This window comes from Pseudoalteromonas sp. 0303 (assembly GCF_013349995.1).
Classification (GTDB): domain Bacteria; phylum Pseudomonadota; class Gammaproteobacteria; order Enterobacterales; family Alteromonadaceae; genus Pseudoalteromonas.
Map to the genome: position 1 here is coordinate 199,434 of NZ_JABVXF010000001.1, position 26,326 is coordinate 225,759.

Below are 26,326 nucleotides of genomic sequence, written 5' to 3' on the forward strand. Positions count from 1 at the left end.
GGAGTTATCCAATGTCAGCAGGATTAAAGTTCAAACAGGCAATCGCCAACAACAAGCCATTACAAGTGGTTGGCACCGTAAATGCGTACTGCGCAATGATGGCAGAGAAAACCGGTCACCAAGCACTTTACCTCTCAGGTGCGGGTGTTGCTAACGCATCATACGGCATGCCAGATTTAGGTATGACTAGCCTTGATAACGTACTTGAAGATATTCGTCGAATCACCAGCGCTACCGACTTACCGCTTCTTGTTGATGCTGACACAGGTTGGGGCGGTGCTTTTAATATTGCTCGTACCGTTAAAGAAATGACCAAAGCAGGCGCAGCGGGCTTCCATATTGAAGACCAAGTAGCACAAAAACGTTGTGGTCACCGTCCTAATAAAGAGATCGTGTCTAAAGATGAAATGGTTGATCGTATTAAAGCTGCGGTTGATGCTAAAACAGACAGTGATTTTTACATTATGGCGCGTACTGATGCATTCCAAAAAGAAGGCTTAAATGCAGCTATTGACCGCGCAGCAGCGTGTGTTGAAGCAGGTGCAGACGCCATCTTTGCAGAAGCTGTGCATGATTTAGCAGATTACCAAGCGTTTGCTAAAGCGTTAAATGTGCCAATTCTTGCGAACATCACTGAATTTGGTCAAACGCCACTTTATACAAAAGAGCAATTGAGCGAAGTGGGTGTTGAAATTGTACTTTATCCACTTAGTGCATTTAGAGCGATGAACAAAGCAGCACTTAATGTGTATTCGTCTATTCTTAGCGAGGGCTCACAACAAAGCCAAGTAGACAATATGCAAACACGTGCGGAATTATATGAGTTCTTAGATTATCACTCATATGAAAACACACTCGATAACCTTTTCTCAGCTAAAAAATCATAACGACAACATATAAGGAGAACACTCATGGTAGATAAAGCATTAGGCGGCGCAGGTTTACGTGGTCAAGTAGCAGGTGAAACAGCACTGTGTACAGTAGGTAAATCAGGTTCAGGTTTAACTTATTGTGGTTATGATATTAGTGAATTAGCAGATAAAGCACAGTTTGAAGAAGTGTCTTTTTTACTGTCGCGCGGTGAATTACCAACAGAGTCTGAGCTGACTGAATATAAAGCAAAGTTAAAATCACTACGTGGTTTACCAGATGCACTAAAAACAGTGCTTGAGAACATTCCTAAAGACGCGCACCCAATGGATGTAATGCGTACGGGTTGTTCTATGCTAGGTAACCTAGAAATGGAGCAAGATTTCTCACAAGCGAATGATGCGATTGATCGCCTAGTTGCCGTATTCCCAAGCATTATTTGTTACTGGTATCGTTTTAGCCATGACGGCGTTCGTATTGAAACTGAAACAGATGATGATTCGGTAGGTGCACACTTCTTACGTTTATTACATGACGAAGCACCATCAGCACTGTTTGAGCAAGTAATGAATGTGTCTTTAATTCTTTATGCAGAGCATGAGTTTAATGCATCAACATTCACTGCGCGTGTGTGTGCATCAACATTGTCTGATATTCACTCTTGTGTAACAGGTGCTATTGGTAGTTTACGTGGTCCACTACATGGAGGTGCGAACGAAGCGGCTATGGATATGATTGAAGGCTTCACAAGCCCAGATCAAGCTGAAGATGCACTAATGGGTATGCTTGAGCGTAAAGACAAGATCATGGGCTTTGGTCACGCTATCTACCGCGAATCAGATCCACGTAACGTGATCATCAAAAAATGGTCAGAAAAACTGGCTGCAGAAGTGGGTGACGATGTTCTATATCCTGTGTCTGTTCGCTGTGAAGAAGTTATGTGGCGTGAAAAGAAATTATTCTGTAATGCTGATTTCTTCCATGCATCTGCGTATCACTTCATGGGGATTCCAACTAAGTTATTCACGCCAATTTTCGTGATGAGCCGTGTTACGGGTTGGACAGCACACGTGAAAGAGCAACGTGCTAACAACCGCATTATTCGCCCAAGTGCAGATTATACGGGCCCAGAAGCGCGCAGCTATACGCCAATTTCTGAGCGTTAATCGTAATTAAATCAGTGATAGGGGTAGCTTAGCTGCCCCTTTATGAAGGGGCGAAATAAATACAAAAACAATCAGCCCACCTTTGTTCACCGTCACCAAGTACAAGTAGAATCATCATGAATACAAATTTTAGAAAACCATTAGCAGGCACCGGAGTCGATTACTTTGATACCCGCGCTGCTGTTGATGCAATTAAACCGGGCAGCTATGCCACACTTCCTTACACATCACGAGTACTTGCCGAAAACTTAGTTCGTCGCTGTGAACCTGAAATGCTAAATGATGCATTGTCGCAATTGATTGACCGCAAGCGTGATTTAGATTTTCCATGGTTTCCTGCTCGTGTTGTTTGTCACGATATCTTAGGTCAAACAGCGTTAGTTGATTTAGCAGGTCTGCGTGATGCTATTGCTGCAAAAGGCGGCGATCCTGCAAAAGTAAACCCTGTGGTACCTACACAGTTAATTGTTGACCACTCATTAGCGGTTGAACACGCAGGTTTTGAACCTGACGCATTTGAAAAAAACCGTGCTATAGAAGACCGTCGTAATGATGACCGTTTCCACTTTATCAATTGGACAAAAACAGCATTTAAAAATATTGATGTGATCCCGCCAGGTAACGGCATTATGCATCAAATCAATTTAGAGAAAATGTCACCGGTGATCCAAAAACGTGATGGCGTGGCATTCCCAGATACCTTAGTTGGTACAGATAGCCACACACCTATGGTCGATGCGTTAGGTGTTATTGCAGTCGGTGTAGGTGGTCTTGAAGCTGAAAGTGTGATGCTTGGCCGTGCATCTTACATGCGTTTACCTGACATTGTGGGTGTTGAACTAAAAGGCAAGCCACAACCGGGTATTACTGCAACCGACATTGTATTAGCGATCACCGAATTTTTACGTAATGAAAGAGTTGTGTCGACCTACCTTGAATTTTATGGCGAAGGTGCTGATGCACTTACCCTAGGAGATAGAGCAACTATTTCTAATATGACGCCAGAGTTTGGCGCAACAGCAGCGATGTTCTACATCGATGACAACACACTTGATTACCTACGTTTAACTGGCCGTGAAGAAGAGCAAGTTAAACTAGTCGAAACATACGCAAAAGAGACTGGCCTTTGGAGTGATAGCCTTAAAACGGCTGAATATGAGCGTGTGTTAACCTTTGATCTATCATCAGTTGGTCGCAATATTGCGGGCCCTTCGAATCCACATCGCCGTGTTGCAACTAGCGATCTTGATAAAGCGGGTATCACTGGCGTTGTTGAGAATGAAGAAGGCTTAATGCCAGATGGTGCCTGTATCATTGCTGCAATCACAAGTTGTACTAATACCAGTAACCCACGCAATGTTATTGCCGCAGGTTTACTTGCGCGTAATGCTAACGCTAAAGGTTTAACTCGTAAGCCATGGGTTAAAACATCACTGGCACCGGGTTCTAAAGCGGTTAAATCTTATTTAGAAGAAGCCAATTTATTACCTGAGCTTGAGCAACTTGGCTTTGGTATTGTCGCCTTTGCGTGTACAACCTGTAATGGCATGAGTGGTGCGCTTGATCCAAAAATTCAGCAAGAAGTGATTGACCGTGACCTATACGCAACAGCTGTACTGTCGGGTAACCGTAACTTCGATGGTCGTATTCATCCTTATGCTAAACAAGCATTCTTAGCTTCACCGCCACTGGTTGTTGCTTATGCAATTGCCGGTACTATTCGTTTTGATATCGAAAAAGATGTATTAGGGCATGATCAACAAGGCAACGAAATTCGCCTAATGGATTTATGGCCATCAGATGAAGAAATTGATGCGGTGATCAAACAAAGTGTTAAACCTGAGCAGTTTAAAAAGGTTTACGAGCCAATGTTTGATTTAAGTGTAGATTACGGTGAAGACAACGACCCGCTTTACCAATGGCGCCCACAAAGTACTTATATTCGCCGTCCTCCTTATTGGGAAGGCGCATTAGCGGGTGAACGCTCTCTGAGTGATATGCGTGCACTAGCTGTGTTGGGCGACAACATCACTACTGACCACTTATCACCTTCGAATGCGATTTTAGCGTCAAGTGCTGCTGGTGAATACCTGGCTAAAATGGGTCTACCGGAAGAAGATTTTAACTCGTATGCTACTCACCGAGGTGACCATTTAACAGCACAGCGTGCTACATTCGCTAACCCTAAGTTATTGAATGAAATGGTTAAAGAAAATGGTGAAGTGAAGCAAGGTTCATATGCTCGCATTGAACCAGAAGGCAAAGTGACACGTATGTGGGAAGCTATTGAAACCTACATGCAGCGCAAGCAGCCGCTTATTATTGTGGCAGGTGCCGATTATGGTCAAGGCTCATCACGTGACTGGGCTGCAAAAGGTGTACGTTTAGCTGGTGTTCAAGTGATTGCAGCAGAAGGCTTTGAGCGTATTCACCGCACAAACCTAATTGGTATGGGCGTATTACCGCTTGAGTTTAAAGCAGGCACGACGCGAACTACGCTAGGTATTGATGGTAGTGAAAGTTTTAGTGTGAAAGGTGAGCCAACACCAGGCGCAACATTGACACTAGTGATTACCCGTGCCAATGGTGAAATCGTTGAAGTACCAATGACGTGCCGTTTAGATACCGCTGAAGAAGTGTCAATTTATTCAGCGGGTGGTGTACTGCAACGTTTCGCGCAAGATTTTTTAGAATCTGAGGAGCACTAAGCGATGGCGTTTAAACCACAAATTAAGGTGCCAGCGACCTATATGCGTGGCGGCACCAGTAAAGGAGTGTTCTTTAACTTAACTGACTTACCTGAGCCTGCCCAAGTGGCAGGTGAGGCGCGCGACAACCTGTTATTACGTGTGATTGGCAGCCCCGATCCTTACCAAAAACAAACTGATGGTATGGGCGGTGCAACCTCAAGCACCAGTAAAACGGTGATTTTATCGAAAAGCGCTAAAGCTGATCACGATGTTGATTATCTGTTTGGTCAAGTTGCTATCGATAAGGCGTTTGTTGATTGGAGTGGTAACTGCGGTAATTTAACTTCAGCAGTCGGGGCCTTTGCTGTGTCAAACGGTCTTGTTGATGCCAGCAAAATTCCAGAGAACGGCGTTGTTGAAGTTAAAGTATGGCAAGTCAATATTAATAAAACCATCATAGTGCACGTGCCAATTACTAACGGTGAAGTGCAAGAAACTGGTGATTTTGAGCTTGATGGCGTGACCTTTCCAGCCGCTGAAGTGAAACTTGAATTTATGGACCCCGCAGATGGCGAAGGGGCCTTATTTCCAACAGGTAACTTAGTCGATGAATTAGAGGTGCCGGGTATTGGTATGTTGTCTGCAACGATGATCAATGCGGGTATTCCTACAGTTTTCATTAACGCCAGTGAAGTTGGCTACGATGGCACAGAGCTACAAGAAGCCATTAACGGTGATGCATCGGCACTTGAAAAGTTAGAAACGATTCGCGCCTATGGAGCGATGAAAATGGGGCTAATTTCTCATATTGATGAAGCAAAAGCACGTCAACATACGCCAAAAGTAGCTTGGGTTGCACCAGCTAAAACTTATCACGCATCAAGCGGTAAAGTTGTAAATGAAACCGATATTGATTTAGTGGTACGTGCTATGTCGATGGGTAAATTGCACCATGCTATGATGGGCACGGCTGCGGTAGCAATAGGTACTGCAGCTGCCATACCTGGAACTTTAGTAAACCTTGCTGCAGGTGGTGGTGAGCGACAAGAGGTAAACTTTGGTCATCCTTCTGGCACTTTAAAAGTGGGCGCTGCTGCAACACTTGTTGATGGTAATTGGCAAGTCACAAAAGCAAGTATGAGCCGAAGTGCACGTGTATTAATGGAAGGCTGGGTTCGAGTGCCCGAGTAGCAGTACACATAATCAAAATAAAGCGGCGTTTACGCCGCTTTGTCTAATCCGTAGCATTGTTGCTTCATACCTTCGATAAACTCGTCAAACTTGCCGCTTTGTTGCATTAGTTCTATTTCGTCATTTAAGTCTTCTAAAACTTTTTGCCAGTGCGGCGTTGATTTGCTGACAGAAAAATATAGCGGTTTGTATTCAAGCTTAGGCTCTAATGCGACCAGTGATTCTAAAATTTGTCGTTTGCCGCTATTTGATAATTCAGACTTGTAAACGCTTGCTTTTAACACTTCAAGATCTGCCACAATCAGGCTTACTCGGTTACTAAGTAAGAGATGAATTAGTTGGTACTCATTATTAGCGACGATTGTATCGATTTCTTTATTATCAATCATGGCATCGAGTTCTTTGGTGTTTTTATATGAGCGAACTACACCAATAGGCAAGTCTTTTACAGAGTTTAAATCCCCATTAAATGGAATTTGAGTTCCTTTTAACGCCACGAAAGAAAGATTCCCAGCTGGAATGGCATGGCTTAAAGCGAGTAAATTGTTGCGGGTTTTATCAAGGAAGTTATCTGAAATAACATCATCTTCAATGAAATATTCAGGAAAGAGAATATCAGCGCGACCTAATTCAGCTTCTCTTACGGCACGCGCCCAAGGATAAAAGCTAATGTGCACGCCATAGCCTTTTTCAAGTAAGGAGCTTACAGCAAATTGGTAAAGCCAGCCTTTGTTGCATAAGTTTTCGTCTATATAAGGAGGCCAATCTAAAGTAACGAGCTTTAGAACATGTTTGGCATCTAAGTTATAACCATATCCGCCGTTGAAACGCACCGCTTCTTCAGTGATGATTTCGCCATTTTTTTCAAAGCTAACAGGCGTAAGGCCCGCAAGAGCTTGATATGAGGCGAATAAAAAAAATACGGTTAGTAGTTTCATAAATTGTTTAAGTTTTTGTTATTTATCTAAAGCTTAGCCTTTTGCCGTAAATATACAACCTAGTAACTGTAACAATATCTAACGGATGGAGTACATTTTTCGATCACAGCTTATTTTAATAGGCTTGAGTGACAAAAAGTTTACATTTGTATTATGATATCACTTAATGCTTTTGCAGCTTAAGGATAACAACAATGATAAAACCAAGTATCTATATATCACTTCTCACAAGCTCTATGCTTGCTCACGCACAATTACCGCTTAGCGTTACAAGCCCAGATGGACAAATAACTGTAAAACTCGAAAAACAACAAAATCAGCTTGTTTATAGGGTAAATTATGGCAACCAAGTGTTTTTGCAGCAATCACAGCTTGGTTTAAAAACCAACCTGGGTGATTTTTCACAAAGCCTAAAATATAAAAGCCATACAACAGCTTCAGTCAATGAAAGCTATAAGCTGCATAATGCGAAGGTAAGTGAAGTAAACTACACAGCAAATTCACTCAAAGCGCAATTTGAAAACCAAGACGGCAGAATGCTTGGCGTCGAGTTTAATGTGTCTGATAGCGATGTTGCATTTCGATATCAGATATCGGGAGCTGAAACAGACACCCGTATCAAGGTGTTAGCTGAATACAGCGCTTTTAATTTACCAGATTCTGCAACTACATTTATAAGCCCACAAGCCTTACCTGAAACGGGCTGGATGCAAACAAAACCAAGTTACGAAGAGCCTTACACCTTTAACGAAACCCTTGGAACACCGTCAGCGAACGGCGTGGGCTATACCTTTCCTGCATTATTTAAAAATAGCGATAAAGGTTGGCTTTTAATCTCAGAAACCGGGGTTGATAGCCATTATGTTGGCTCAAAATTAAGCGAAGGCACGAAAGACGGTGTTTATCGTATTTCATTTCCTCAGGCTGGAGAGAACAATGGCATTGGTGCAACTTATGCGGCTATGGCAATGCCTGCAACCACACCTTGGCGCACCATCACGTTAGGAGCAAGTTTAAAACCAATCGTTGAATCAACCGTGGCGTTTGATTTAGTTAAACCCCTTTATCAAGCAAGCCAAGAGTATAAAATGGGTCGTTCAACATGGAGCTGGATTGTTTGGCAAGACCCAAGTATCAACTACGATGACCAAATCAAATTTATTGACTTAGCTGCATCATTAAATTTTGAATATGTATTAATCGACAATTGGTGGGATAAAAACATTGGCCGCGAGAGAATGGCTGAATTGGTTAAGTACGCCAATGGAAAGGGCGTTGATGTTATTTTGTGGTACAACTCAAATGGCTGGTGGAATGATGCACCACAGACCCCACAAAATAGAATGAACAGTGCACCAGCACGTCGAAATGAAATGGCCTGGCTGCAAAGCATTGGTGTAAAAGGGCTTAAAGTAGATTTTTTTGGTGGTGACAAACAAGAAACCATTAAACTCTATGAAGATATTCTCACTGATGCAAATCAGTATGGTTTAGTGATCACCTTTCATGGCAGCACCATACCGCGTGGCTGGGAAAGAATGTATCCTAACTTCGTCACATCTGAAGCGGTACTGGCATCGGAGAACCTTGTTTTTCATCAAAATTCGTTAGATTTACATGCCTATAACGCAACTATTTTACCGTTCACTCGTAATGCTATTGGCGCTATGGACTTTGCCCCAGTGTTTTTAAACAAACGCTTATCTCAAGATCAAACAGACGGCACTATTCGTAAAACCACAGATACATTTGAACTGGCAACAGGTGTGCTTTATCAATCACCAGTGCAACATTTTGGCCTGACGCCAAATAACCTTGAAGAGCAACCTCAATTTGTTCTTGATACTTTAAAGGAGATGCCAACGGTATGGGATGAAACACGCTATATTGCAGGTCAGCCGGGTCAAGATGTAACGATCGCAAGGCGTCATCAACAAACATGGTGGGTAGCAGCTGTGAATGGTGAAAATAAAACCAAAACATTAGATATTGATTTACCTATGTTAGCTGGCAAAAAAGTCACCCTGTTGTTTGATAACAAAAATGGCAGTGCAGGAACCAAGCAAGTCAAAGTAAGTAACAGTGGTAAGTTAACCTTAAACTTATTAGCTCAAGGTGGCGCACTGATTATTGGTCGCTAAATGTGAGTTAATAGGCGATAAACAAAACCAAGTAGAGAAAAGCGAGCAGGTTGCTCGCTTTTTTTGGTTATAGTTGCCTTGCTAACTTGGGCGTGCTAGATTTTGTCGGGTGTGGTGATGTACTACACCACTTTAAGGACGACCTTAAAGTTGTAATTTAAATTCGGGGACGACCCCATAAAGAGGTCGACCATGAATTGGATCCTACTTATTACTGCTGGCTTACTTGAAGTCGCTTGGGCTTATGGCCTAAAACAATCAAACGGTTTTACTAAACCACTCATTTCATTCTTTACACTCTTAACCATGGCTGCGAGCTTCTATTGCTTAAGCGTGGCGCTCAAATCATTACCACTCAGTTTGGCTTATGCGGTTTGGGTGGGTATCGGCGTAATTGGCTCAGCAATTATTGGCATGACGCTATTATCAGAAGGCGTAAGCCTATTAAAAATTGCCAGCTTACTGCTGATTGCTCTTGGAATTATTGGTTTGAAATTAGCGAATTAATATTGTTTTACTTAAGCTGCTCAGTTTCACATCTTTAATTCAGGCAATAAAGCAAAGTGCTTAAGACTGAGAGGTGTAGTGCACTAACCAACTGAACTACATATTTTAAACTTGGAACATTAAGAATTGGTACGACCGAGTGGATTCGAACCACTGATTTTGGCGTGGGTCATAGAGAGCGGTAGTGCTCTAACCAACTGAGTTTCAACTGTATAATATTGATTTTAGGATAATGAAATTATGAGGATTTTGAATAAATTGGTACGACCGAGTGGATTCGAACCACCGACCTCTACCATGTCAAGGTAGCGCTCTAACCAACTGAGCTACGGTCGTACTGAGGTGTTAAAATCAAGAGTGGTACAACCGAGTGGATTCGAACCACCGACCTCTACCATGTCAAGGTAGCGCTCTAACCAACTGAGCTACGGTTGTATTTTGATTTAAAACTGTTGTTAGCGTGGCTAAACAACGGAGGCTAATATATAGCGACTGGTTGTGTGAATCAAGCAGCTTTAGCTATTTTTGTGCTAAGTGCTGGTTTTTTATTCATAACGGACTAATTTCGCACCTTCTGTAAAAACCTTGCCACCAAGCAACATGGCTTTTCGCAGAGCGCTTAAGACTTTGTAAAATTGCGGCATTACTGTCGCTATCTACAAACTGGGCCATTTCGGTGTCATGCCATATTTGCTGGTAAAGAGGTTGTAGGGTTTCTAATCGACCAACTAAGAATGATTGATAAGGCTGTAGTTGCTCTAAATAAAACTTTTTAAACACATTACTTAGCGTTTGTGCCTTTTGTTTATTCTTATTTTCAGGGCAGAGCACATCTTTTGAGTACTGCATGAGCAGCGCTGTTATTTGTTGATTGTAATGTGTTTGCACCCTTGACGCAGAAATGAGTAGCTTGTTGTATTTAAAACGATTTAATACTTCGAGTTGGTTGATGATTTGCTCAGGCTCTATAGCGTTTATTTTGCCGGTATTAATTTGGTTGTTTAACTTAGCAATTTGCTCCATCGCGCTCACGGTTTCGCTAAAACCTGCGGTGTTTTCATCAATGTGTGTCGAACTTAGCTGCCAGCTTTGCTTAAACTCGCTTTCGTTGAGCAGCATAGCTTTAAAGTAATTTGATAGGTTTGCTTGCTTTTGTACTGCGGTGAGTTTTATTTTTTCAACTAGCTCACCTTGCTCATCAAAGCTTTCTAAGCATTCATTTGCGCTTTGAATAAACTTAATTTGATAACTAAGAACATTAGCAGGCGTTGCTGTTTTGCCAAGCTGGTTATTGTGCTCAGCAATAAGGGTTGCAAGTTTACATTGACGTAACTGGGCAAGTTCAAGCATGCCAATGGTTGCTTTATCTTCAGTATTTTCAGAAAAGTGGTTAACAATTAGTGTACTTGGTTTAGAGAGTTTAAAACTTTCGGTTTTAAGTACGTTTTCTAATCTTTGCGCGTAGGTGTGATTTACATCACCGGAAGAGGGCGTGCAGGCAATAAGTGCCACACACGCTGTTGCGATGATAGAGTTTAAAAGGCTATTGGTTTTGCAAAAAAGGTGCATGTTTAAATCGCCTATGAACAGTGAACATCAACATAACTGCTGCGGCACTTAAACCCACAATAATGCCTATCCAAAAGCCATGAGGGCCCAGCGCTGGAACAATTAAATCTGTACGAGCAAGTACGAAGCCAAGCGCAAAGCCGATCAACCAATAGGATACAAAGGTGATATAACCAATCGGTGCTGTGTATTTCAATCCACGTAAAATACCATTGGCAGAAACTTGCAGGGCATCTGGTAATTGATAGATACAAGCAAGTACCATGATTGAAGAGGCAAGTGCCAATACTTCAGGGTTGTCAGAATACAATTGGCTTATAATATCACGGGCAAAAAAGGTCACACTTGCCAGCAGAAAAGCAATAATTGCCGCGAGAATATAACTCGTTTTAACGGCATTTTTTAACTGCTGATAGTGTTGTTGGCCAAACAAATTGCCTATTCGAATGCTAATGGCAATTGAGAGGCTTAACGGCATCATAAACAGTAATGTCGTCACACTGGCTGCAATTTGGTGACCGGCAACAGCAACTGCACCTAAGTGCGCTATAAACAAAGGAATACAAGCAAATAGCGTTACTTCAAAAAAGGTAGCTAATGAAATTGGAATACCTACTTTGGTGATAGTCCATATAGTAGCGGGCTTTGGCGCTTTGAAATTGGCTAGCAATGCTTTGGCATCAATCTTTTTGTTAAAGTGACAATAAATAACCTGAGTTAACGCCATTGCTGTAAATACCAGCGCCGTGGCAATACCACAGCCCGCGCCACCGTACGCTTGAAAACCTAATTTACCGTGGATAAATACGTAGTTGGCCGGAATATTAACCGCTAAGCCAATTAAACTAATGTAAAAAGCAGGTTTGGTCATTCCCATACCTTCAGTGATATTGCGATACACACTGAAAAGTAAAAACCCAAAAATACCCCATTTAACAAAATGAATATATTGCTCGGCTAATTCCGTAATAGACTTTGAAGTATCTAATTGACTTAGTACAGTATCAGCGAGGCTTGCCAGCCCTAAACCGATTATGGCAAGTACTAATGCCAGATACAGGCCCTGTTGAAAATAATGACTAATACCTTGTTTATCGTTTGAACCAGCAAACTGCGCAATGATACCCGTTAACGCCAATAATATGCCTTGCAATGCAAGCATTAACGGATTCCAAATACCTGTTGCAATAGAAAGTGCCGCCAAGTCTGTTGCACTTACTTGGCCTGCCATCACGGTATCTACAACCGTCATTAAAATAAGGGTTACCTGTGCCAAAAAAACAGGAATGGCTAACGAAATTAACCTTTTGGCTTCCCAACTACAAAAAGACATAAATTACACGACTAAGTAAACAGACAGCCATTGTAATCTATTCATAGATCAATAAAAATCGCAGTTATCCATTTAATGAAAAAAAGAGAAAGCGATGTTCACTGGAATTGTGCAAACGCAAGCCGTTGTGGTTGACGCTACTAACCAAGGCGGTGTATTGAGGCTAGCTTTAAAAGTAGATCAGCAATATGCTGAAAACTTGAATATCGGCGCGAGTATAGCCATTAATGGTTGTTGTTTAACCGTGGTGAAGTTTGCATCAGACACGAAAGGCTGCTGTGTTATAAATTTTGATGTGATTGATGAAACATTGAAGTTAACCAACCTAGGTATGCTGACTGTCAATGAGACGGTGAATTTTGAACGTTCAGTGACTTTTGGGACTGAATTAGGCGGGCATATCGTGTCGGGTCACATTCATTGTATGGCCGAGATACTTTCAATTAACCACCATCAAGATAACTGTAAAATGCAATTAGCATTAGCAAAAGAGTGGCAAAAATACGTGCTTTATAAGGGATTTGTGAGTGTTAACGGGGCAAGCCTCACTGTAGGTGAAGTTGATGAGCAGGGCTTTTGGCTACACCTGATCCCAGAAACACTCTCTATTACCAATCTCGATAACTACCGCGAGGGTGATAAGTTAAATATCGAAGTCGATCAGCAAACTTATACCATTATCAACACGGTCGAAAATTATCTCTCGCAACAAGCAAAATAAATACAATAAACGAGGTAAATAAGTATAAAAACGAGCAAATTAAAAAATTTGCTCGTCGTCACTATCGACATGTAATTCGAGTTTGTTATGTGCGTAATCTATATGCATATTTAAATGAATGGGATTGCAACATGCTGCGCAATCTTCATAGTAATCTTGGTCACCGTCGCTTGCATCAAGTGCAACATGAATGTGGTGGCCACAGTGAGGGCATGAAATCCGTTGTGTGTATTGGTCTTTCATCAGCTTTTACCTTAATCAGGCATGCCTGAGTTCGTTAAATTGCAATCTTCATTAAACCCTAACTCATCAAAAATGAATCTAGATTTAATTAGATTGATATAACTCACTAACCGAATAGATGTAAGCGTAGTGCTACCAATTCGGTTAGCATCTTTATTAATACGCTTTATAAGCTAAATATAGCTGTGTTTAGCGGTTTGTGACATTCCTTTTACAGTGAATTCTCGCTTATTTCAGTAGCTGATCAATTTGTTGTTTTGCTTCAGTAAGATAGTGCCCTGCAAAGATATTGGCATTATTGAGCATAGGGTATAGTTGATAGATGGCTCTACGTTGCTCGTAACCTACCTGCAGAGGATAGATTTCGTTATAGGCATCATAAAAGCTATCAGGCAGTGGCGCATATAGCTCACTCATTGCTATATCACATTCCCGATCACCATAATAACAAGCAGGGTCAAATACACTGGGAACATTATTATAAAAGCCCATATTTCGACGCCAAAAATCTCCGTGTAATAACGAAGGCTCTACAACATGGCTATGCAGTGCGTCTTTAACAAAAGCGATGAAGGTGTCTTGATTGACAAGCTCAATGCCTTTTTCTTGTAATAACTGCAATTGCCAACCAATGCGTTCTTCAGCAAAAAATACATCCCATTTTTTGTGCCAGCGATTTGGTTGTAGAGTAGGGCCAAGGAAATTATCGTTATCTAAGCCGAACATGGCTTGGGTATGCTTTTGGTGTAAATGGGCAAGGTGCTCACCCATTTCACGCCAATTGGTATGGGGCTGTTTATCAAGCTCTAACCATTCAAGCACGATAAATGAAAACTCAATATTGCAACCTGTGGTGATGCAGTCTGGGATCATAAATAAGCTTTCTTGGGTTAATAGCTCAAGATTAAAGGCTTCGCACTCTAGGCGCTCTAGATCACTCAAGTGAGCGACTTTCACAAAAAAGTGGTGTAGATCATCACCAATTTGGAAGTATTTGTCGTTATTGGGTGATTGTAATTGGCGCTTAAAGGTATGCTTAAAATCAAAGTGCATCGCTTGGCTAATCTGTTCATTCACCGAATTCCACATAATTTTGTTCACCTTTTAACCATATAATTAAACTATGGCAAAAAGACGATGAATTAACAAACCCATAGCGTTAATATTGTTAAAGTTTATCGAAGTATTTATGAGGGGTCAGATGAATAAAAGTCTCATTACTAATTTAGTGGCGCTTGCCTTAGTATTAGTCGGATTTTTATTTGAACAAGCAATTGTGCTTTCTGTTGGTTTATTTGCGTTATCGGGCGCAGTAACTAACTGGCTTGCTATTCACATGCTATTCGAAAAAGTACCATTTTTATACGGCTCTGGGGTTATAACTTTAAAGTTTGCGTCTTTTAAGGTGGCTATTCGTAACTTGGTAATGACCGAGTTCTTCGCCGAAGAGAAAATAGATCAGGTCATGGCGCTCGCTAAGCCAAATATTGATTTAGAGCCTGTGATCAGTGAAGTTAATTTAAGTCCGGCTTATGACTCTTTAATTGAGGTTATCGAAAACTCACAATTTGGTGGCATGCTATCAATGTTTGGTGGCCGTGATGCGCTTGAGCCGATGCGTGAACCTTTCATTGAAAAAATGAAAGCAGCGGTGATTGATATTTCAAAGAGCGACGAATTTAAAACGATTCTAGATGAAAAGCTATTTGCCAACTCTCATCTTGGTGGCTCATTGCACAGCACTGTTGAGCGTTTAGTAGATGAGCGTCTGAATGAGCTTACGCCAACCATGGTGAAAGATATTATTCAAACCATGATCAAAGAACATTTAGGTTGGTTAGTGATTTGGGGTGGGGTATTTGGCGGCCTATTTGGCCTGATAGCTGCGCTCGTTTAACGAAGAAGAAACTTGTAGCAGGCCTTTAAAGACCTGCTACAGTGAATTCATCATTATTTAGAACCAGCAATAACAATCACCGTGTCATCAGATACTTTAGCAATATCTTGAATACTTGTTTTAGTTGCTGTTTCAAAATTTAAGTATTTCGCAGAGTTATGAAAACCATAAGTGCTTGCAAACTTATCAGTCGTCATATCATTGCAAAGTAGTTTTTCTGTCATTACTCGTTTGCTTAAGCGTAGATCGCGCATTGTGCTTGATACGTTTAATGGTTTGTTAGAAGCAATGGCCATGCAAGCTTGCGTGCCAGGCGAGTTATCTGCTGCGACAAATTGTGCAGCACTTGCATCAGTTGCTGCTAATGAAGAACCTAAAATTAATGCTGTACCGAGTGCTGTAGTTAACGTATTCATCTTTCTCTCCAGTTGTTGTCCGTATTACGTTTAGTATGTGCGACCTCGCTTTTATGGATACTTCACACTTCCTGTTTGCTGGGCACATTTAAAGTATTACGCTAAACAAGAACAATTGCTGTTAATGAAAATCGACAAGATGTAAGTAAGTATGTAGATGTGAACAAGTAAAACTAACCGCTTGATAAGTGCTATTTTAAAGTGTGAATTTTGACACAAATAGGCTGAAATTTTTTTCATTTATTTTTTAAAACGTGTTTTGGCTCGTATTAAAGGCTTAATTTTTACGTAGCTTTTACATTTAAGTATTAACTCTAGCTTTTCTTAAAAAGGCTATTCAGAGTATAAGGAGCATGAGTGACCACAAAATTAGCAGGCTATTATCAACAAGCCTATGCATCTGAATCAAAACACTTTAATCAATGTTTTTATTGTGGTTGTGAAGCAACTGAGCGAGATTTTTGTCCGCCACTGCATATGCTACAAAGTATTATAGATTTAGGCGAAGAGGCTGAATTTATATCAATTCCAGCATGTTATGAGTGCTTTGCATTACTGCATAACGAACGAGTGCTGACTATTGATGGGCGAGTGACAAAGCTTAAAAAGAAACTCTCAACAAAGTATGCAAAAGCGCTGAGAATTTATCACATGTGGCACGAGAGTGAACTTCACGATATGAGTGATGAGTTTGTGCACAGTATTAAAGCAGGCATGAAGTTAGGTGCAGAGGCAGCAGAGCGATTAGCATTTCAAGGTTACAGCTATGCAACTGAAGATGCCAGTGTCACTATTCGTGAGAAGCGTGCCGAATTTGATGTGCAAGGCAAAGTCTTTTATGACTTTAAAGACGCGCTTAATTACTGCATTAATGATTTACAAGTCGACAGAACAGAATTCTATAAGCTGGTGGTAGAAGATTATAATGGCGATTTTAACCGAGCATTGAGTCAATACCGCCATCGACACGAAAAAGTAACCGCAGCTAACGATGCTGATTCACTGATTAAAAGTTTTGCCAAGCAGCATAAGCAAAACTCAGACTTTGTAACTCGAACTGTGAAACATTTTATCAACAAAGATCCGAGCTTAACGACCGAAGGTGCGTTAGAGCAGTTATATAACAACTACATAAAGAAATAGCGCTCTGTGAGGCTGGTTGTTCGTCTTGAATATTGGTGACTGGCCTCGTTTACTCGCATTAGAATTAACAATTAGTTAAAGTAATTAAATAATAAAAAAGAGGAACGTAAGAATGCAGAAATTTGCACCATCCTTGTTGGTTATGGCGCTTGGTGTCGCGTTAGCGGGTTGCCAAGACAATGGCCCACAAGATCCAAAAGTCTCAATTAACAAAAACCCATACCCTAGCACTTATCAGCCACTTGCATCACAAAGTACGTTAATCACTAATGCCACTGTTTTAACCGGCACTGGTGAACGTTTAGATGACGCAGATGTATTCTTTGTTGATGGCAAAGTACAACAAGTAGGTAAAGACCTTTCTGTTCAAGCAGATAAAACAATTGATGCACAAGGTAAATGGGTAACACCAGGTATTATTGACGTGCATTCACATTTAGGTGCATACCCAACTCCATCGGTGGCATCTCATCAAGATGGTAATGAAATGACCAGCCCTGTGACTGCAGAAGTATGGGTTGAGCATTCAGTATGGCCACAAGATCCTGGCTTTAACCGTGCTCGTGAAGGCGGTATTACGTCATTACAAATTCTACCAGGTTCAGCAAACTTAATTGGTGGCCGCGGTGTAACACTTAAAAACATTCCTTCGCACACAATGCAAGGTATGAAATTCCCTGAAGCACCGTATGGTTTAAAAATGGCATGTGGTGAAAACCCGAAACGTGTTTATGGCCGCAAAGGTGTTTTACCATCAACGCGTATGGGTAACATGGCGGGCTATCGCACAGCGTGGATTGAAGCGACTGAGTACAAACGCGAGTGGGATAAATACGAAAGTGATTATGCCGCGGGTAAAAACCCTGCAGCACCTCACCGCGACATTAAGCTAGATACGCTAGCTGGTGTGTTAGAAGGTGACATTTTAATTCATAACCACTGCTATAAAGCAGAAGAAATGGCCATGATGATCGACCTTGGTAAAGAGTTTGGTTATCACTCAGGTACTTTCCATCACGGTGTTGAAGCATACAAAATTGCTGACTTACTTGCCCAGAACGGTAACTGTGCGGCACTTTGGCCTGATTGGTGGGGCTTTAAAATGGAAGCCTACGACATGGTTCAAGAGAACGTAGCAATTGTAGATGCTGTTAAAAATTCATGTGCCGTTGTTCACTCTGATTCTGATACAACTATCCAACGCTTAAACCAAGAAGCCGGTAAAGTGATGTATCGCGCAAATGATGTGGGTTACGACATCTCTGAGCAACACGCAATCAAGTGGATCACTTCAAACGCGGCTAAATCGCTAGGTATTGATGATAAAACAGGTTCACTTGAAGCAGGTAAGCAAGCTGATGTGGTTATTTGGAACCAAAACCCATTCAGTGTTTATGCGAAAGCTGAACAAGTATTTATCGATGGTGCCAAAGTTTATGATCGTAACGATGATAAATACCAAGCACAAAGTGATTTCATGCTAGGTCAAAAATAGGAGTAACATTGATGACAAAATTAACTAAATCATTAAAGCTGTCACTTGTTGCTGCTGGCTTATTTTCTGCGACAGCAAGTGCTGCATCGGTAGCGATTGTAAATGCAACACTACACACTTCAACAGAGCAAGGCGTACTTGAAGGCGCAAGCGTTGTTATTGAAGATGGCAAAATTGTTGCTATTAACCCTGCGTCTATCAACGCGGATACAACCATTGATGCAAAAGGCCAAATCGTGACTGCTGGCTTTATTGGTACTATGAACCAATTAGGCTTAGTCGAAGTGGGTGCTGTTGCAGGGTCGCGTGATGGTGGTGACGACAAAGCGGGGATTGATTTTGATCCAAGCCTTGCATTCAACCCACGCAGTAGCTTAATTCCTTATGCACGCAAAGGCGGCATTACTCAAGACGTGATTGTACCAAACGGCGGTGACAGTATTTTTGCGGGTCTTGCATCTGTAGTTGATCTATCAGGCAGCTTTGAAAGCGTAAATAAAAAGCAAGTTGCGCTTGTTGTTCACCTAGGTGAAAAGAGTAAAGGCTCACGTGCTATGTCGATGAAAACACTTATCGACAAGCTTGAAGGCGAAAAGTCAGCTAAAAAAGATGACAAAAAAGAGCCATCAACAGAGCAAAAAGTGTTAGCAGCTGTGCTTGCTGGTGATATGCCGCTGATTGCGAGTGTTCAACGCGCATCTGACATCTATGAACTTGTTAAGTTAAAAGAAACCTATGGCATCAATTTAGTGATTCATGGCGGTGATGATGCTGTTGTGGTTGCGGATGCTCTAGCTAAAGCGGATGTACCTGTGATCATCAGTTCTATGGCTAACTTACCGGGTAGCTTTGACTCATTACATGCAAACCTTGCTAACGCAGGTAAGCTTGAAAAAGCCGGTGTAAAAGTCATTATTGGTGTTGCTGGTGACTCAAGCCACAATGTATACCAATTACGTTTTGATGCAGGTAATGCTGTGTCATACGGTATGAGCCAACAAGGTGCACTTAGCGCAGTAACCAGCAATATTGCTGATGTTTTTGGTTTAAACTCAGGCGCAATTGCCAAAGGTAAACGTGCAAACCTAGTTATGTGGTCTGCAGATCCATTTGAGCTTAACTCACACGTAAGCAAAATGTGGATCAACGGTGAAGAGGTTTCAACCGAAGCGCGTCAAGACAAACTACGCGATCGTTATACAACTGATTCAGCGATGCCACGCGCTTATACTAAATAAGTGCTCAACATATAAAAAGGCCGCAAATTTGCGGCCTTTTTTATACATTTTTTCAAACTAAAAGCTAAAAAATTAGATTACTTAGTTTATAAACGCTAAGGCCAAATATAAGCAGTATTACTGGCACAATTACAAGGTTAAGTAACAGCGAATTAGTGTAGCCTTTCATTACCGATTTTTGATTTACCAACCAAACAAGGTAACAGGTTACAATTGGCAGTAATAAACCATTGGCAGCTTGCGCAAAGATGATTACCGCAACTGGGTCAAGCCCAAGTGATGCGACCAGTGCACCAAAAACAAGGATAGTGATAGCAACCAGTTTAAAACGTGTATCACTCATTTGTGTTGACCAACCAAGCATGCCGCAAACAGCGTAAGCACCCGCAAGAGGTGCAGTTATTGCGCTAGTAAGCCCGGCAGCACATAAACCGATAGCAAAGAAATAATGAGCCATACCACCTAGAAGTGGCTCAAGCTGCACAGCCATATTGGCCGCTGAAATTTTACCTGCATCGGTACCGTAAAATGCCACAGAGGCTGTTGATAAGATAGCTAACGTGATTATCCCACCTAAAGTTATCGAAATACTGGTATCAAGATTTGTTTCTTTGATAACTTTGTCGATATTTTTTGAACTATCGTGTTTTTCTGCAAGTACCCCAGAGTGTAAAAACAGGTTGTAGGGCACAATTGTTGTGCCTATTAAGGCAAGTACCGTGGTGATAGAATTATCAGGTAAGCTAGGTATAAACCCTTTTAGCACTTCTCCAAGTGGCGGAGCCGCCATCACCAGCGTTGAAATAAACACTAAACTCATCAACACCACTAAAACAATTAACGCACCCTCAATGACTTTATGTTTGCCAGTGTACAAAAGTACTGCACTTAAAATTGCAATAAGGGGAGTCCAGAGTAGTGGGCTTACAGAAGGTAGTATTTCTTGCAGTCCTAAACTTGCACCAGTCAGATTACCAGCTTCATAAGCTGCACTGCCAATGCCAATCGCACTTATTACTAATATTACAGCCAGGGCTTTAAAAATCGGTCTTTGAATGGTGGTTCTAAGTGCTGAGGCTAAATCTAGCCCTGTAGCCACACCAAGACGAGCTGCCATAGATTGCAACAAAATAGTCGCTATGACAGAGAACAATAAAGTCCAAATAAGAGCAAAGCCAAAATTAGCACCAGCAACACTTGCCGTGGTGATGGTACCTGGGCCAATAAAAGCAGCGGTGACCAGAAGTCCGGGACCTAAACGCATAAAAAACCTTTATTATTAGAGTTTTAGAATTTTTGTGGTTAAATATTATTCATACCACAAAATGATCAATAGGTAAGGGTAAAGGCTCTTAAGGCTGCGGTAAAGTAGAAATAGCAACAAGGCTAACCTGAATCGAAATTTAAGAAAGTTGAATAATGCTAATTGCAAGTAAATCTTATTTAAGTTATTTTGTTGTATATGCAACTATATGTGGTGAACGCTTTTGGAAAACAATAAACACCAAGCAGAAGTGCCTTTAACGGTCTCTATGGGACATTTAACAGGTTTAGCGAGTCGTTTATTTAATCGGCTTTTAACTTCTCGGTTTAAGCAGGCAGGTATAAATATCACTGCGGAACAATGGGGAGTGATCTTAACTTTAAAGCAATATGGCTCCATATCACAGAGCCAAATCTGTGACATTTTGTATCTTGAAAAATCAAGCGTAAGCCGCTCAGTAGAAGTATTAGAGAAAAATGGCTGGATTATGCGAGTTAAGTCGGAAACAGATAGCCGTACTAAATTGGTTAACCTGACAGAGCAGTCACTCGATGTTGTAAGCGAATGCACAAAAATTGCTCAGGGTGTATTAGATGATTCTCAAAATCATATTGATCTTAAAGGTTTAAATGAATCGCAAGAGCTATTAGTTAAGGTTGTCTCAAATCTTCGATCTTTGCTCAAATCTTAAATTATATTTTTTATTAATAAGGAATTAGTATGTCTAAAAGAAATGCATTAATTACAGGTGGTGCGCGTGGTATTGGTGCAGCTTGCGCAAAGGAATTGGCTGCTGAGGGTTACCGAGTATTTATTAATTATGTAAATAGCTCAGAAGTTGCAAACAAGCTTGCTGATGAAATTATCGCAAATGGTGGTGAGGCTTTTGCTGTTAAAGCAGACGTCCGAGATCCGCTTCAAGTTGAAGAAATGATCAACAATATTAGCCAGCATGGCGGAGTTGATGCACTTATCTCAAATGCGAATATGAGTTTTACTTCGAAGCCATTTCTTGATCAAACTTGGCAAGAATTTTCTCAAAAATTAAATGATGAAATGTTTGCGGCTTACAACACAGCTCAACTTGCAGCTAAAGTAATGAAAGAAAAGCAGTTTGGTCGATTAATATTTATTTCAAGTACTTTATCAGAAATGCCAGCACCCGCTTTTATTGCCCATGGTACTGCAAAAGGCGCGCTTGATAGTTTCAATAAATATTTGGCTCAAGAGCTTGGCCCTTATGGGATCACTTCAAATATTGTCGCGCCTGGTCTTGTAGAAACAGATGCAACAAAAGAAGCGCCAGAAGAGTTTAAAGAAATGATTAGGCAACACACTCCAACTCAAAAAATTGCTCAACCTGAAGATGTTGCGAATACAGTGAGCTATTTAGCAAGCGAGAAAAGTGGTCATATCACAGGCACTTATAACCCTGTTTGTGGTGGTGCTTATATTCAATAATTTGAATAAACGTATTGCAAAACTAACGGTGCTTTAAAAAGCACCGTTTTAGTTTAGCGACCTGTTAAAATAAATTTAGTTTTCTTAAGTTTCAAATAATACTCACATTTATTATTACTTCATAAATTGCTCAGCAACGCTGTAAAATTTATACACTTTGCGAACAATTGGTACTGCAAAAGCTAAATCATATAAATAACCAATTATAAATCAGTGCTTTAAATTGGTTGGTTTTTTGCAAGGAATAGGCATTCATGTTGTCATAGAAAAGGAAATGAAGATGCCTGAACTTACTTTTTCAGCTTATGCGGCTGTGTATGTTTTTCTAATTATGCTTACTATTCAGTGGATAGTTGCAGCTGTCACAAAAGCCAAACAACCCAATGCGGTGCCTGGTAAATTCGATAATTCATTAAGTCATGACAGCTTTGTGTTTCGTTCACATCGCACATTTATGAATACCTTAGAAAATAGCCCGTTATTTTTAAGTACCGTATTTCTGGGGTTCTTTTTAAACTTGAACAGCAGCGCATTTGCACTGTGTATTTGGATGTATGTGATAGCCAGAATCATTCATATGCTGCTGTATTATGGTGTGGCTACTGAGAAGAATCCAAGCCCACGCAGCTATTTCTTTTTAATCGCTGCTTTGGCAAATATTGTGATGCTAGTTCTGATTGGTTTACGTTTGATTTAAACAGCATTGCTAACATATAAAAAAGGCATTGAAAGAATACTCATTCAATGCCTTTTTTAATAGTGAAAAACTAGCTACTCAACGCCGATAAAGCCACCGGTTTGATGTGACCATAAGGCTGCATAGATGCCACCTTGGGCAATTAATTGCTCATGAGAGCCTTGTTCAACCACACCACCTTCATCAAGTACAATGAGCCTATCCATTTGTGCAATTGTGGATAGGCGGTGTGCAATGGCAATTACTGTTTTGCCAGTCATTAAATCGTCTAGGCTGGTTTGAATCGCAGCTTCTACTTCAGAATCAAGGGCACTGGTTGCTTCATCCAATATAAGAATTGGCGCATCTTTTAGAAGCACTCGTGCAATAGCAATACGTTGACGTTGACCACCAGAAAGCTTCACACCGCGTTCACCAACTTGTGCGGCAAAGCCTTTATTGCCTTTGCTGTCTTCTAGGTCTTCGATGAACTCAATTGCTTCTGCTTGCTTTGCGGCCGCAAGCATTTCATCTTCAGTTGCATCGGGTCTACCATAAAGAATGTTATCTTTTACTGAGCGGTGTAACAGTGAGGTATCTTGCGTCACCATCGCAATGTGCTTACGTAAGCTTTCTTGGCTTACCTCAGCGATGTTTTGACCATCAATACGAATTGTGCCCGAGTCAACATCATAAAAACGCAGTAATAAATTCACTAAGGTAGATTTACCCGCGCCAGAGCGACCCACTAAACCTATTTTTTCACCCGGTTTGATGTCTAGATTTAAGCCATTGATAACAGGGCCGCGATGGGTTTCGTTGGCAGCTTTACCATAGTTAAATTGCACATTATCAAAGCTTATCGATCCATTATTAACTGCAAGGGTACTCGCATTTTCTTTATCATCCACTTCAATCGGTGTTGATAGCGTTTTCATACCATCAGCAACAGTACCAATGTTTTCAAATAGACTACTGATCTCCCACATGATCCACTGTGCCATACCGTTTAATCTCAATGATAAACTCACCGCAATGGCGATAGCACCAACACTGATGGCGCTAATTGACCATAAATACAAAGAGAGGGCTGCAATACTGAATACCAATAAATAATTTAGCGTGTTGATAGAGAAGTTTAGGCTAGTAACTAAGCGCATTTGCTTATATACCGGTTGTAAAAACACATCCATGCTATCTTTTGCATATTGTTCTTCTCGCTGTGTGTAGGAGAACAATTTGATAGTAGAAATGTTAGTGTAGCTATCAACCACACGGCCAGTCATTTCTGAGCGTGCATCAGCCTGCGAGCTGGCTACTTTTTTTAGCTTAGGTACAAAATACATTTGAATAGCGGCATAAAGAACTAACCAAACCAATAATGGCAACATTAAACGCCAGTCAGATTCTGCGACCAAAAACACCATGGCGCCAAAGTAGACAACGATATACATTAATACATCGAGCAATTTCATCACTGATTCACGAACAGCTAATGAGGTTTGCATGACTTTTGTCGCAATACGGCCGGCAAATTCGTTTTGATAAAAACTAACACTCTGACGAAGCAAATAACGGTGTGCTAACCAACGGATAGACATAGGATAGTTGCCAAGCAGCGCTTGATGTAACACCGCTGAGTGAAAGAACACGACAATAGGTAACACCACCAGCAACATAACCGCCATTTTTGTAAGCTCAGCCTGCTGTTCAACAAACAAGGTATCTGGGGTGTATTGACCAAGCCAATCGACCAGTTGCCCCATGTAACTAAATAGCGATACTTCTAAAATTGCGAGTGCAGCGGCGCTTAACGACATCAGCAGCAATGAAAGCTCCATGCCACGAGTATAATGACGGCAAAAAGCAAATAAGCTATTAGGTGGCTGAGAGGGTTGCTCTTTAGGAAACGGATTAGTCATCCGCTCAAATAAACGATACATAGACGACGCTTTTTAAAAAATCAAAGTGGCCTTACTATATCATTTGAGTGGTTTTTTAGCAGTTCATTTAATTTAAAAACTAAGATTAAAATCTATCAACTATTCAGTTATTTACATCTAGTGTGAGAAATGAAAATATAATAAGAAAAAGGAATTAATGATGAAAAAGTTGCTTTGTACGCTGTCCCTCGCTTTTAGCTTACCGCTTTGTGCCTACCAAACCGACACCCACATATTTAAGGGCAAAAAAACCGCCATCGAGAAACCTGTAACGGTGACATTGCCTGATGGCTATCAGGAGTCAAAAAAGTACAATGTTATCTATGTATTACATGGCTACAGTGGAAATCACAGCGATTGGACTAAGCTGACAAACATTGAAAAACTGGCAGACCAATATGATGTCATCATTGTTAACCCTGATGGCAACTTCGGTTCGTGGTATCTCGATTCAGATATCGACAAAAGCTCGCAATACGAAACCTACATCGCAGACGATTTACTAAATTATATCGATTCTAAATATTCGACCAACCGGTCTAAAAGTGGCCGTGCAATCACAGGCTTATCAATGGGGGGCTTTGGTGCTTTGCATATTGCAATAAATCACCCAACCCAGTTTGCAGCAGTATCAGGGATGTCTGCAGGGGTCGATGTTAGACCCTTTAGTGCAGAGTTTGACCTTGCAAAAGTACTAGGCAGTTACGCTGAAAACAAAGAAAAATGGGATAGCATTGCCATTATTAACAACCTCCATAAAATTGCTGCTGGCAATACGGCATGGAAAAAGGGCGCTGATACCTTACCTATTATGCTTGATATAGGCGTTGATGACTTTTTTATTGAGCAAAACCGAGCGCTACACCAGGCGATGTTAAAAATGCGCATCCGCCATGACTATGTTGAGCGTCCGGGCATTCATGACTGGCACTATTGGAATAAAGTGATTGCCTATCAATTTTTATTTTTAACCTCTCAAATGGCGCCATAAAATATGTTTCAACGTATTCTTGTGTTAATTGCTATCGGCTTTTTTGGTTTTATTGGTTGGGTTATCTATCTTGCCAATACTGGGCAAAAGTCGGTGTTTTTCGAACTCGTTGCGGCCATTCCTTACGGTGATAAGTTGGGGCATTTTTGCTTATTTGGACTACTTACGCTATTCATCAACCTTGCCTTTAAGTTTAAAACAATGACCGTTGCCGGGCGGCCTATTTATTTAGCTGTGCTGATTGTAAGTACATTTGTGATTTTAGAAGAGCTAAGCCAGTATTTTGTCGAATCTCGAACGCTAGACTTTGTCGATTTAATTGCTGACTTTGCGGGTATTGCGGTATTTAGCGCTATTTCAGCTTGGCTTTGCAAAAAGTTATATCCAACTAAGGTCTAAACTTTCAGTGACTTGTTAGGTTTCGTCTATACTC

24 protein-coding genes and 2 tRNA genes are annotated in these 26,326 nt (G+C 41.0%); 16 read left to right on the forward strand and 10 right to left on the reverse strand.

Annotated features, from left to right (window positions below; all coding sequences use genetic code 11):
- Positions 1-11: 11 nt before the first annotated feature.
- The 4 genes from prpB to prpF all read left to right on the forward strand — a co-directional run bounded on the left by prpB (position 12) and on the right by prpF (position 5,917).
- The gene (prpB, locus tag HUS62_RS00950) at positions 12-887 is read left to right on the forward strand and encodes a methylisocitrate lyase (protein WP_054561375.1); all 876 of its coding nucleotides are present in this window, start codon (positions 12-14) and stop codon (positions 885-887) included.
- Positions 888-911: 24 nt separating this feature from the next.
- Complete coding sequence (prpC, locus tag HUS62_RS00955; protein ID WP_175078245.1) at positions 912-2,036, forward strand: 2-methylcitrate synthase; 1,125 nt, start codon at positions 912-914, stop codon at positions 2,034-2,036.
- Between the two features lie 116 nt (positions 2,037-2,152).
- Positions 2,153-4,744 carry a Fe/S-dependent 2-methylisocitrate dehydratase AcnD gene (gene acnD / locus HUS62_RS00960; RefSeq protein WP_175078246.1) on the forward strand — a complete coding sequence of 864 codons (2,592 nt, stop codon included), beginning with the start codon at positions 2,153-2,155 and terminating at the stop codon, positions 4,742-4,744.
- Positions 4,745-4,747: 3 nt separating this feature from the next.
- Positions 4,748-5,917, forward strand: coding sequence for a 2-methylaconitate cis-trans isomerase PrpF (gene prpF, locus HUS62_RS00965; RefSeq protein ID WP_175078247.1), 1,170 nt, complete (start codon positions 4,748-4,750; stop codon positions 5,915-5,917).
- Positions 5,918-5,946: 29 nt separating this feature from the next.
- Here the strand turns inward: prpF and HUS62_RS00970 are convergent, their stop codons facing one another.
- Positions 5,947-6,855 (reverse strand): ABC transporter substrate-binding protein, encoded by a 909-nt coding sequence (locus HUS62_RS00970; RefSeq protein WP_175078248.1) that lies wholly within the window; start codon positions 6,853-6,855, stop codon positions 5,947-5,949.
- 194 nt (positions 6,856-7,049) lie between these two features.
- On the opposite strand from HUS62_RS00970, the gene HUS62_RS00975 reads away from it, so the two are divergent.
- Both HUS62_RS00975 and HUS62_RS00980 read left to right on the forward strand, forming a co-directional pair.
- Positions 7,050-8,996: a glycoside hydrolase family 97 protein gene (locus HUS62_RS00975; protein ID WP_175078249.1), complete on the forward strand. Its 1,947-nt coding sequence runs from the start codon at positions 7,050-7,052 to the stop codon at positions 8,994-8,996.
- Positions 8,997-9,188: 192 nt separating this feature from the next.
- Positions 9,189-9,503, forward strand: a complete 315-nt coding sequence (locus tag HUS62_RS00980; RefSeq protein ID WP_058584908.1) for a multidrug efflux SMR transporter — start codon at positions 9,189-9,191, stop codon at positions 9,501-9,503.
- A gap of 259 nt (positions 9,504-9,762) precedes the next feature.
- On the opposite strand, the gene HUS62_RS00985 is transcribed toward HUS62_RS00980, so the two are convergent.
- The 4 genes from HUS62_RS00985 to HUS62_RS01000 all read right to left on the reverse strand — a co-directional run bounded on the left by HUS62_RS00985 (position 9,763) and on the right by HUS62_RS01000 (position 12,405).
- Positions 9,763-9,839, reverse strand: a tRNA-Val gene (locus HUS62_RS00985).
- A gap of 22 nt (positions 9,840-9,861) precedes the next feature.
- A tRNA-Val gene (locus HUS62_RS00990) sits at positions 9,862-9,938 on the reverse strand.
- A gap of 114 nt (positions 9,939-10,052) precedes the next feature.
- Positions 10,053-11,072 carry a DUF3080 family protein gene (locus tag HUS62_RS00995; protein ID WP_175078250.1) on the reverse strand — a complete coding sequence of 340 codons (1,020 nt, stop codon included), beginning with the start codon at positions 11,070-11,072 and terminating at the stop codon, positions 10,053-10,055.
- Positions 11,047-12,405, reverse strand: coding sequence for an MATE family efflux transporter (locus HUS62_RS01000; RefSeq protein WP_175078251.1), 1,359 nt, complete (start codon positions 12,403-12,405; stop codon positions 11,047-11,049). Before HUS62_RS01000 ends, HUS62_RS00995 begins: the two co-directional genes overlap by 26 nt.
- A gap of 94 nt (positions 12,406-12,499) precedes the next feature.
- Between HUS62_RS01000 and HUS62_RS01005 the strand changes: the two genes are divergently transcribed.
- On the forward strand, positions 12,500-13,126 hold the full coding sequence (locus HUS62_RS01005) for a riboflavin synthase subunit alpha (protein WP_175078252.1): 627 nt from the start codon (positions 12,500-12,502) through the stop codon (positions 13,124-13,126).
- 39 nt (positions 13,127-13,165) lie between these two features.
- Here HUS62_RS01005 and HUS62_RS01010 read toward each other — a convergent pair whose 3' ends face one another.
- Positions 13,166-13,369: a CPXCG motif-containing cysteine-rich protein gene (locus HUS62_RS01010; RefSeq protein WP_054561385.1), complete on the reverse strand. Its 204-nt coding sequence runs from the start codon at positions 13,367-13,369 to the stop codon at positions 13,166-13,168.
- Between the two features lie 228 nt (positions 13,370-13,597).
- A complete protein-coding gene (locus HUS62_RS01015; RefSeq protein ID WP_175078253.1) occupies positions 13,598-14,458 on the reverse strand; it encodes a fructosamine kinase family protein in 861 nt (286 codons plus the stop codon).
- A gap of 112 nt (positions 14,459-14,570) precedes the next feature.
- Here HUS62_RS01015 and HUS62_RS01020 point away from each other — a divergent pair, with 112 nt between their 5' ends.
- The gene (locus HUS62_RS01020; protein ID WP_054561387.1) at positions 14,571-15,266 is read left to right on the forward strand and encodes a hypothetical protein; all 696 of its coding nucleotides are present in this window, start codon (positions 14,571-14,573) and stop codon (positions 15,264-15,266) included.
- Positions 15,267-15,319: 53 nt separating this feature from the next.
- Here HUS62_RS01020 and HUS62_RS01025 read toward each other — a convergent pair whose 3' ends face one another.
- Positions 15,320-15,682 carry a DUF3718 domain-containing protein gene (locus HUS62_RS01025; protein WP_063704979.1) on the reverse strand — a complete coding sequence of 121 codons (363 nt, stop codon included), beginning with the start codon at positions 15,680-15,682 and terminating at the stop codon, positions 15,320-15,322.
- Between the two features lie 357 nt (positions 15,683-16,039).
- On the opposite strand from HUS62_RS01025, the gene HUS62_RS01030 reads away from it, so the two are divergent.
- The 3 genes from HUS62_RS01030 (at position 16,040) to HUS62_RS01040 (ending at position 19,558) form a co-directional block, all read left to right on the forward strand.
- Positions 16,040-16,825, forward strand: a complete 786-nt coding sequence (locus tag HUS62_RS01030) for a hypothetical protein (RefSeq protein WP_054561389.1) — start codon at positions 16,040-16,042, stop codon at positions 16,823-16,825.
- 112 nt (positions 16,826-16,937) lie between these two features.
- Complete coding sequence (locus HUS62_RS01035) at positions 16,938-18,320, forward strand: amidohydrolase (protein ID WP_062565285.1); 1,383 nt, start codon at positions 16,938-16,940, stop codon at positions 18,318-18,320.
- An 11-nt stretch (positions 18,321-18,331) separates the two neighbouring features.
- Entirely contained in the window at positions 18,332-19,558 is a 1,227-nt protein-coding gene (locus HUS62_RS01040) for an amidohydrolase family protein (RefSeq protein WP_058584924.1), read from the forward strand.
- 64 nt (positions 19,559-19,622) lie between these two features.
- Here the strand turns inward: HUS62_RS01040 and HUS62_RS01045 are convergent, their stop codons facing one another.
- Positions 19,623-20,822, reverse strand: a complete 1,200-nt coding sequence (locus tag HUS62_RS01045; protein WP_175078254.1) for an Nramp family divalent metal transporter — start codon at positions 20,820-20,822, stop codon at positions 19,623-19,625.
- Between the two features lie 223 nt (positions 20,823-21,045).
- Here HUS62_RS01045 and HUS62_RS01050 point away from each other — a divergent pair, with 223 nt between their 5' ends.
- The 3 genes from HUS62_RS01050 (at position 21,046) to HUS62_RS01060 (ending at position 22,980) form a co-directional block, all read left to right on the forward strand.
- Positions 21,046-21,513 carry a MarR family winged helix-turn-helix transcriptional regulator gene (locus HUS62_RS01050; RefSeq protein ID WP_220094649.1) on the forward strand — a complete coding sequence of 156 codons (468 nt, stop codon included), beginning with the start codon at positions 21,046-21,048 and terminating at the stop codon, positions 21,511-21,513.
- 29 nt (positions 21,514-21,542) lie between these two features.
- Positions 21,543-22,283: an SDR family oxidoreductase gene (locus tag HUS62_RS01055; RefSeq protein WP_175078255.1), complete on the forward strand. Its 741-nt coding sequence runs from the start codon at positions 21,543-21,545 to the stop codon at positions 22,281-22,283.
- 280 nt (positions 22,284-22,563) lie between these two features.
- A complete protein-coding gene (locus tag HUS62_RS01060) occupies positions 22,564-22,980 on the forward strand; it encodes an MAPEG family protein (RefSeq protein WP_175078256.1) in 417 nt (138 codons plus the stop codon).
- Between the two features lie 74 nt (positions 22,981-23,054).
- Here HUS62_RS01060 and HUS62_RS01065 read toward each other — a convergent pair whose 3' ends face one another.
- The gene (locus HUS62_RS01065) at positions 23,055-24,902 is read right to left on the reverse strand and encodes an ABC transporter ATP-binding protein (RefSeq protein WP_175078257.1); all 1,848 of its coding nucleotides are present in this window, start codon (positions 24,900-24,902) and stop codon (positions 23,055-23,057) included.
- A gap of 160 nt (positions 24,903-25,062) precedes the next feature.
- On the opposite strand from HUS62_RS01065, the gene HUS62_RS01070 reads away from it, so the two are divergent.
- Complete coding sequence (locus tag HUS62_RS01070; RefSeq protein WP_175078258.1) at positions 25,063-25,893, forward strand: alpha/beta hydrolase family protein; 831 nt, start codon at positions 25,063-25,065, stop codon at positions 25,891-25,893.
- 3 nt (positions 25,894-25,896) lie between these two features.
- Positions 25,897-26,292 carry a VanZ family protein gene (locus HUS62_RS01075; protein WP_175078259.1) on the forward strand — a complete coding sequence of 132 codons (396 nt, stop codon included), beginning with the start codon at positions 25,897-25,899 and terminating at the stop codon, positions 26,290-26,292.
- Positions 26,293-26,326 lie beyond the last annotated feature (34 nt).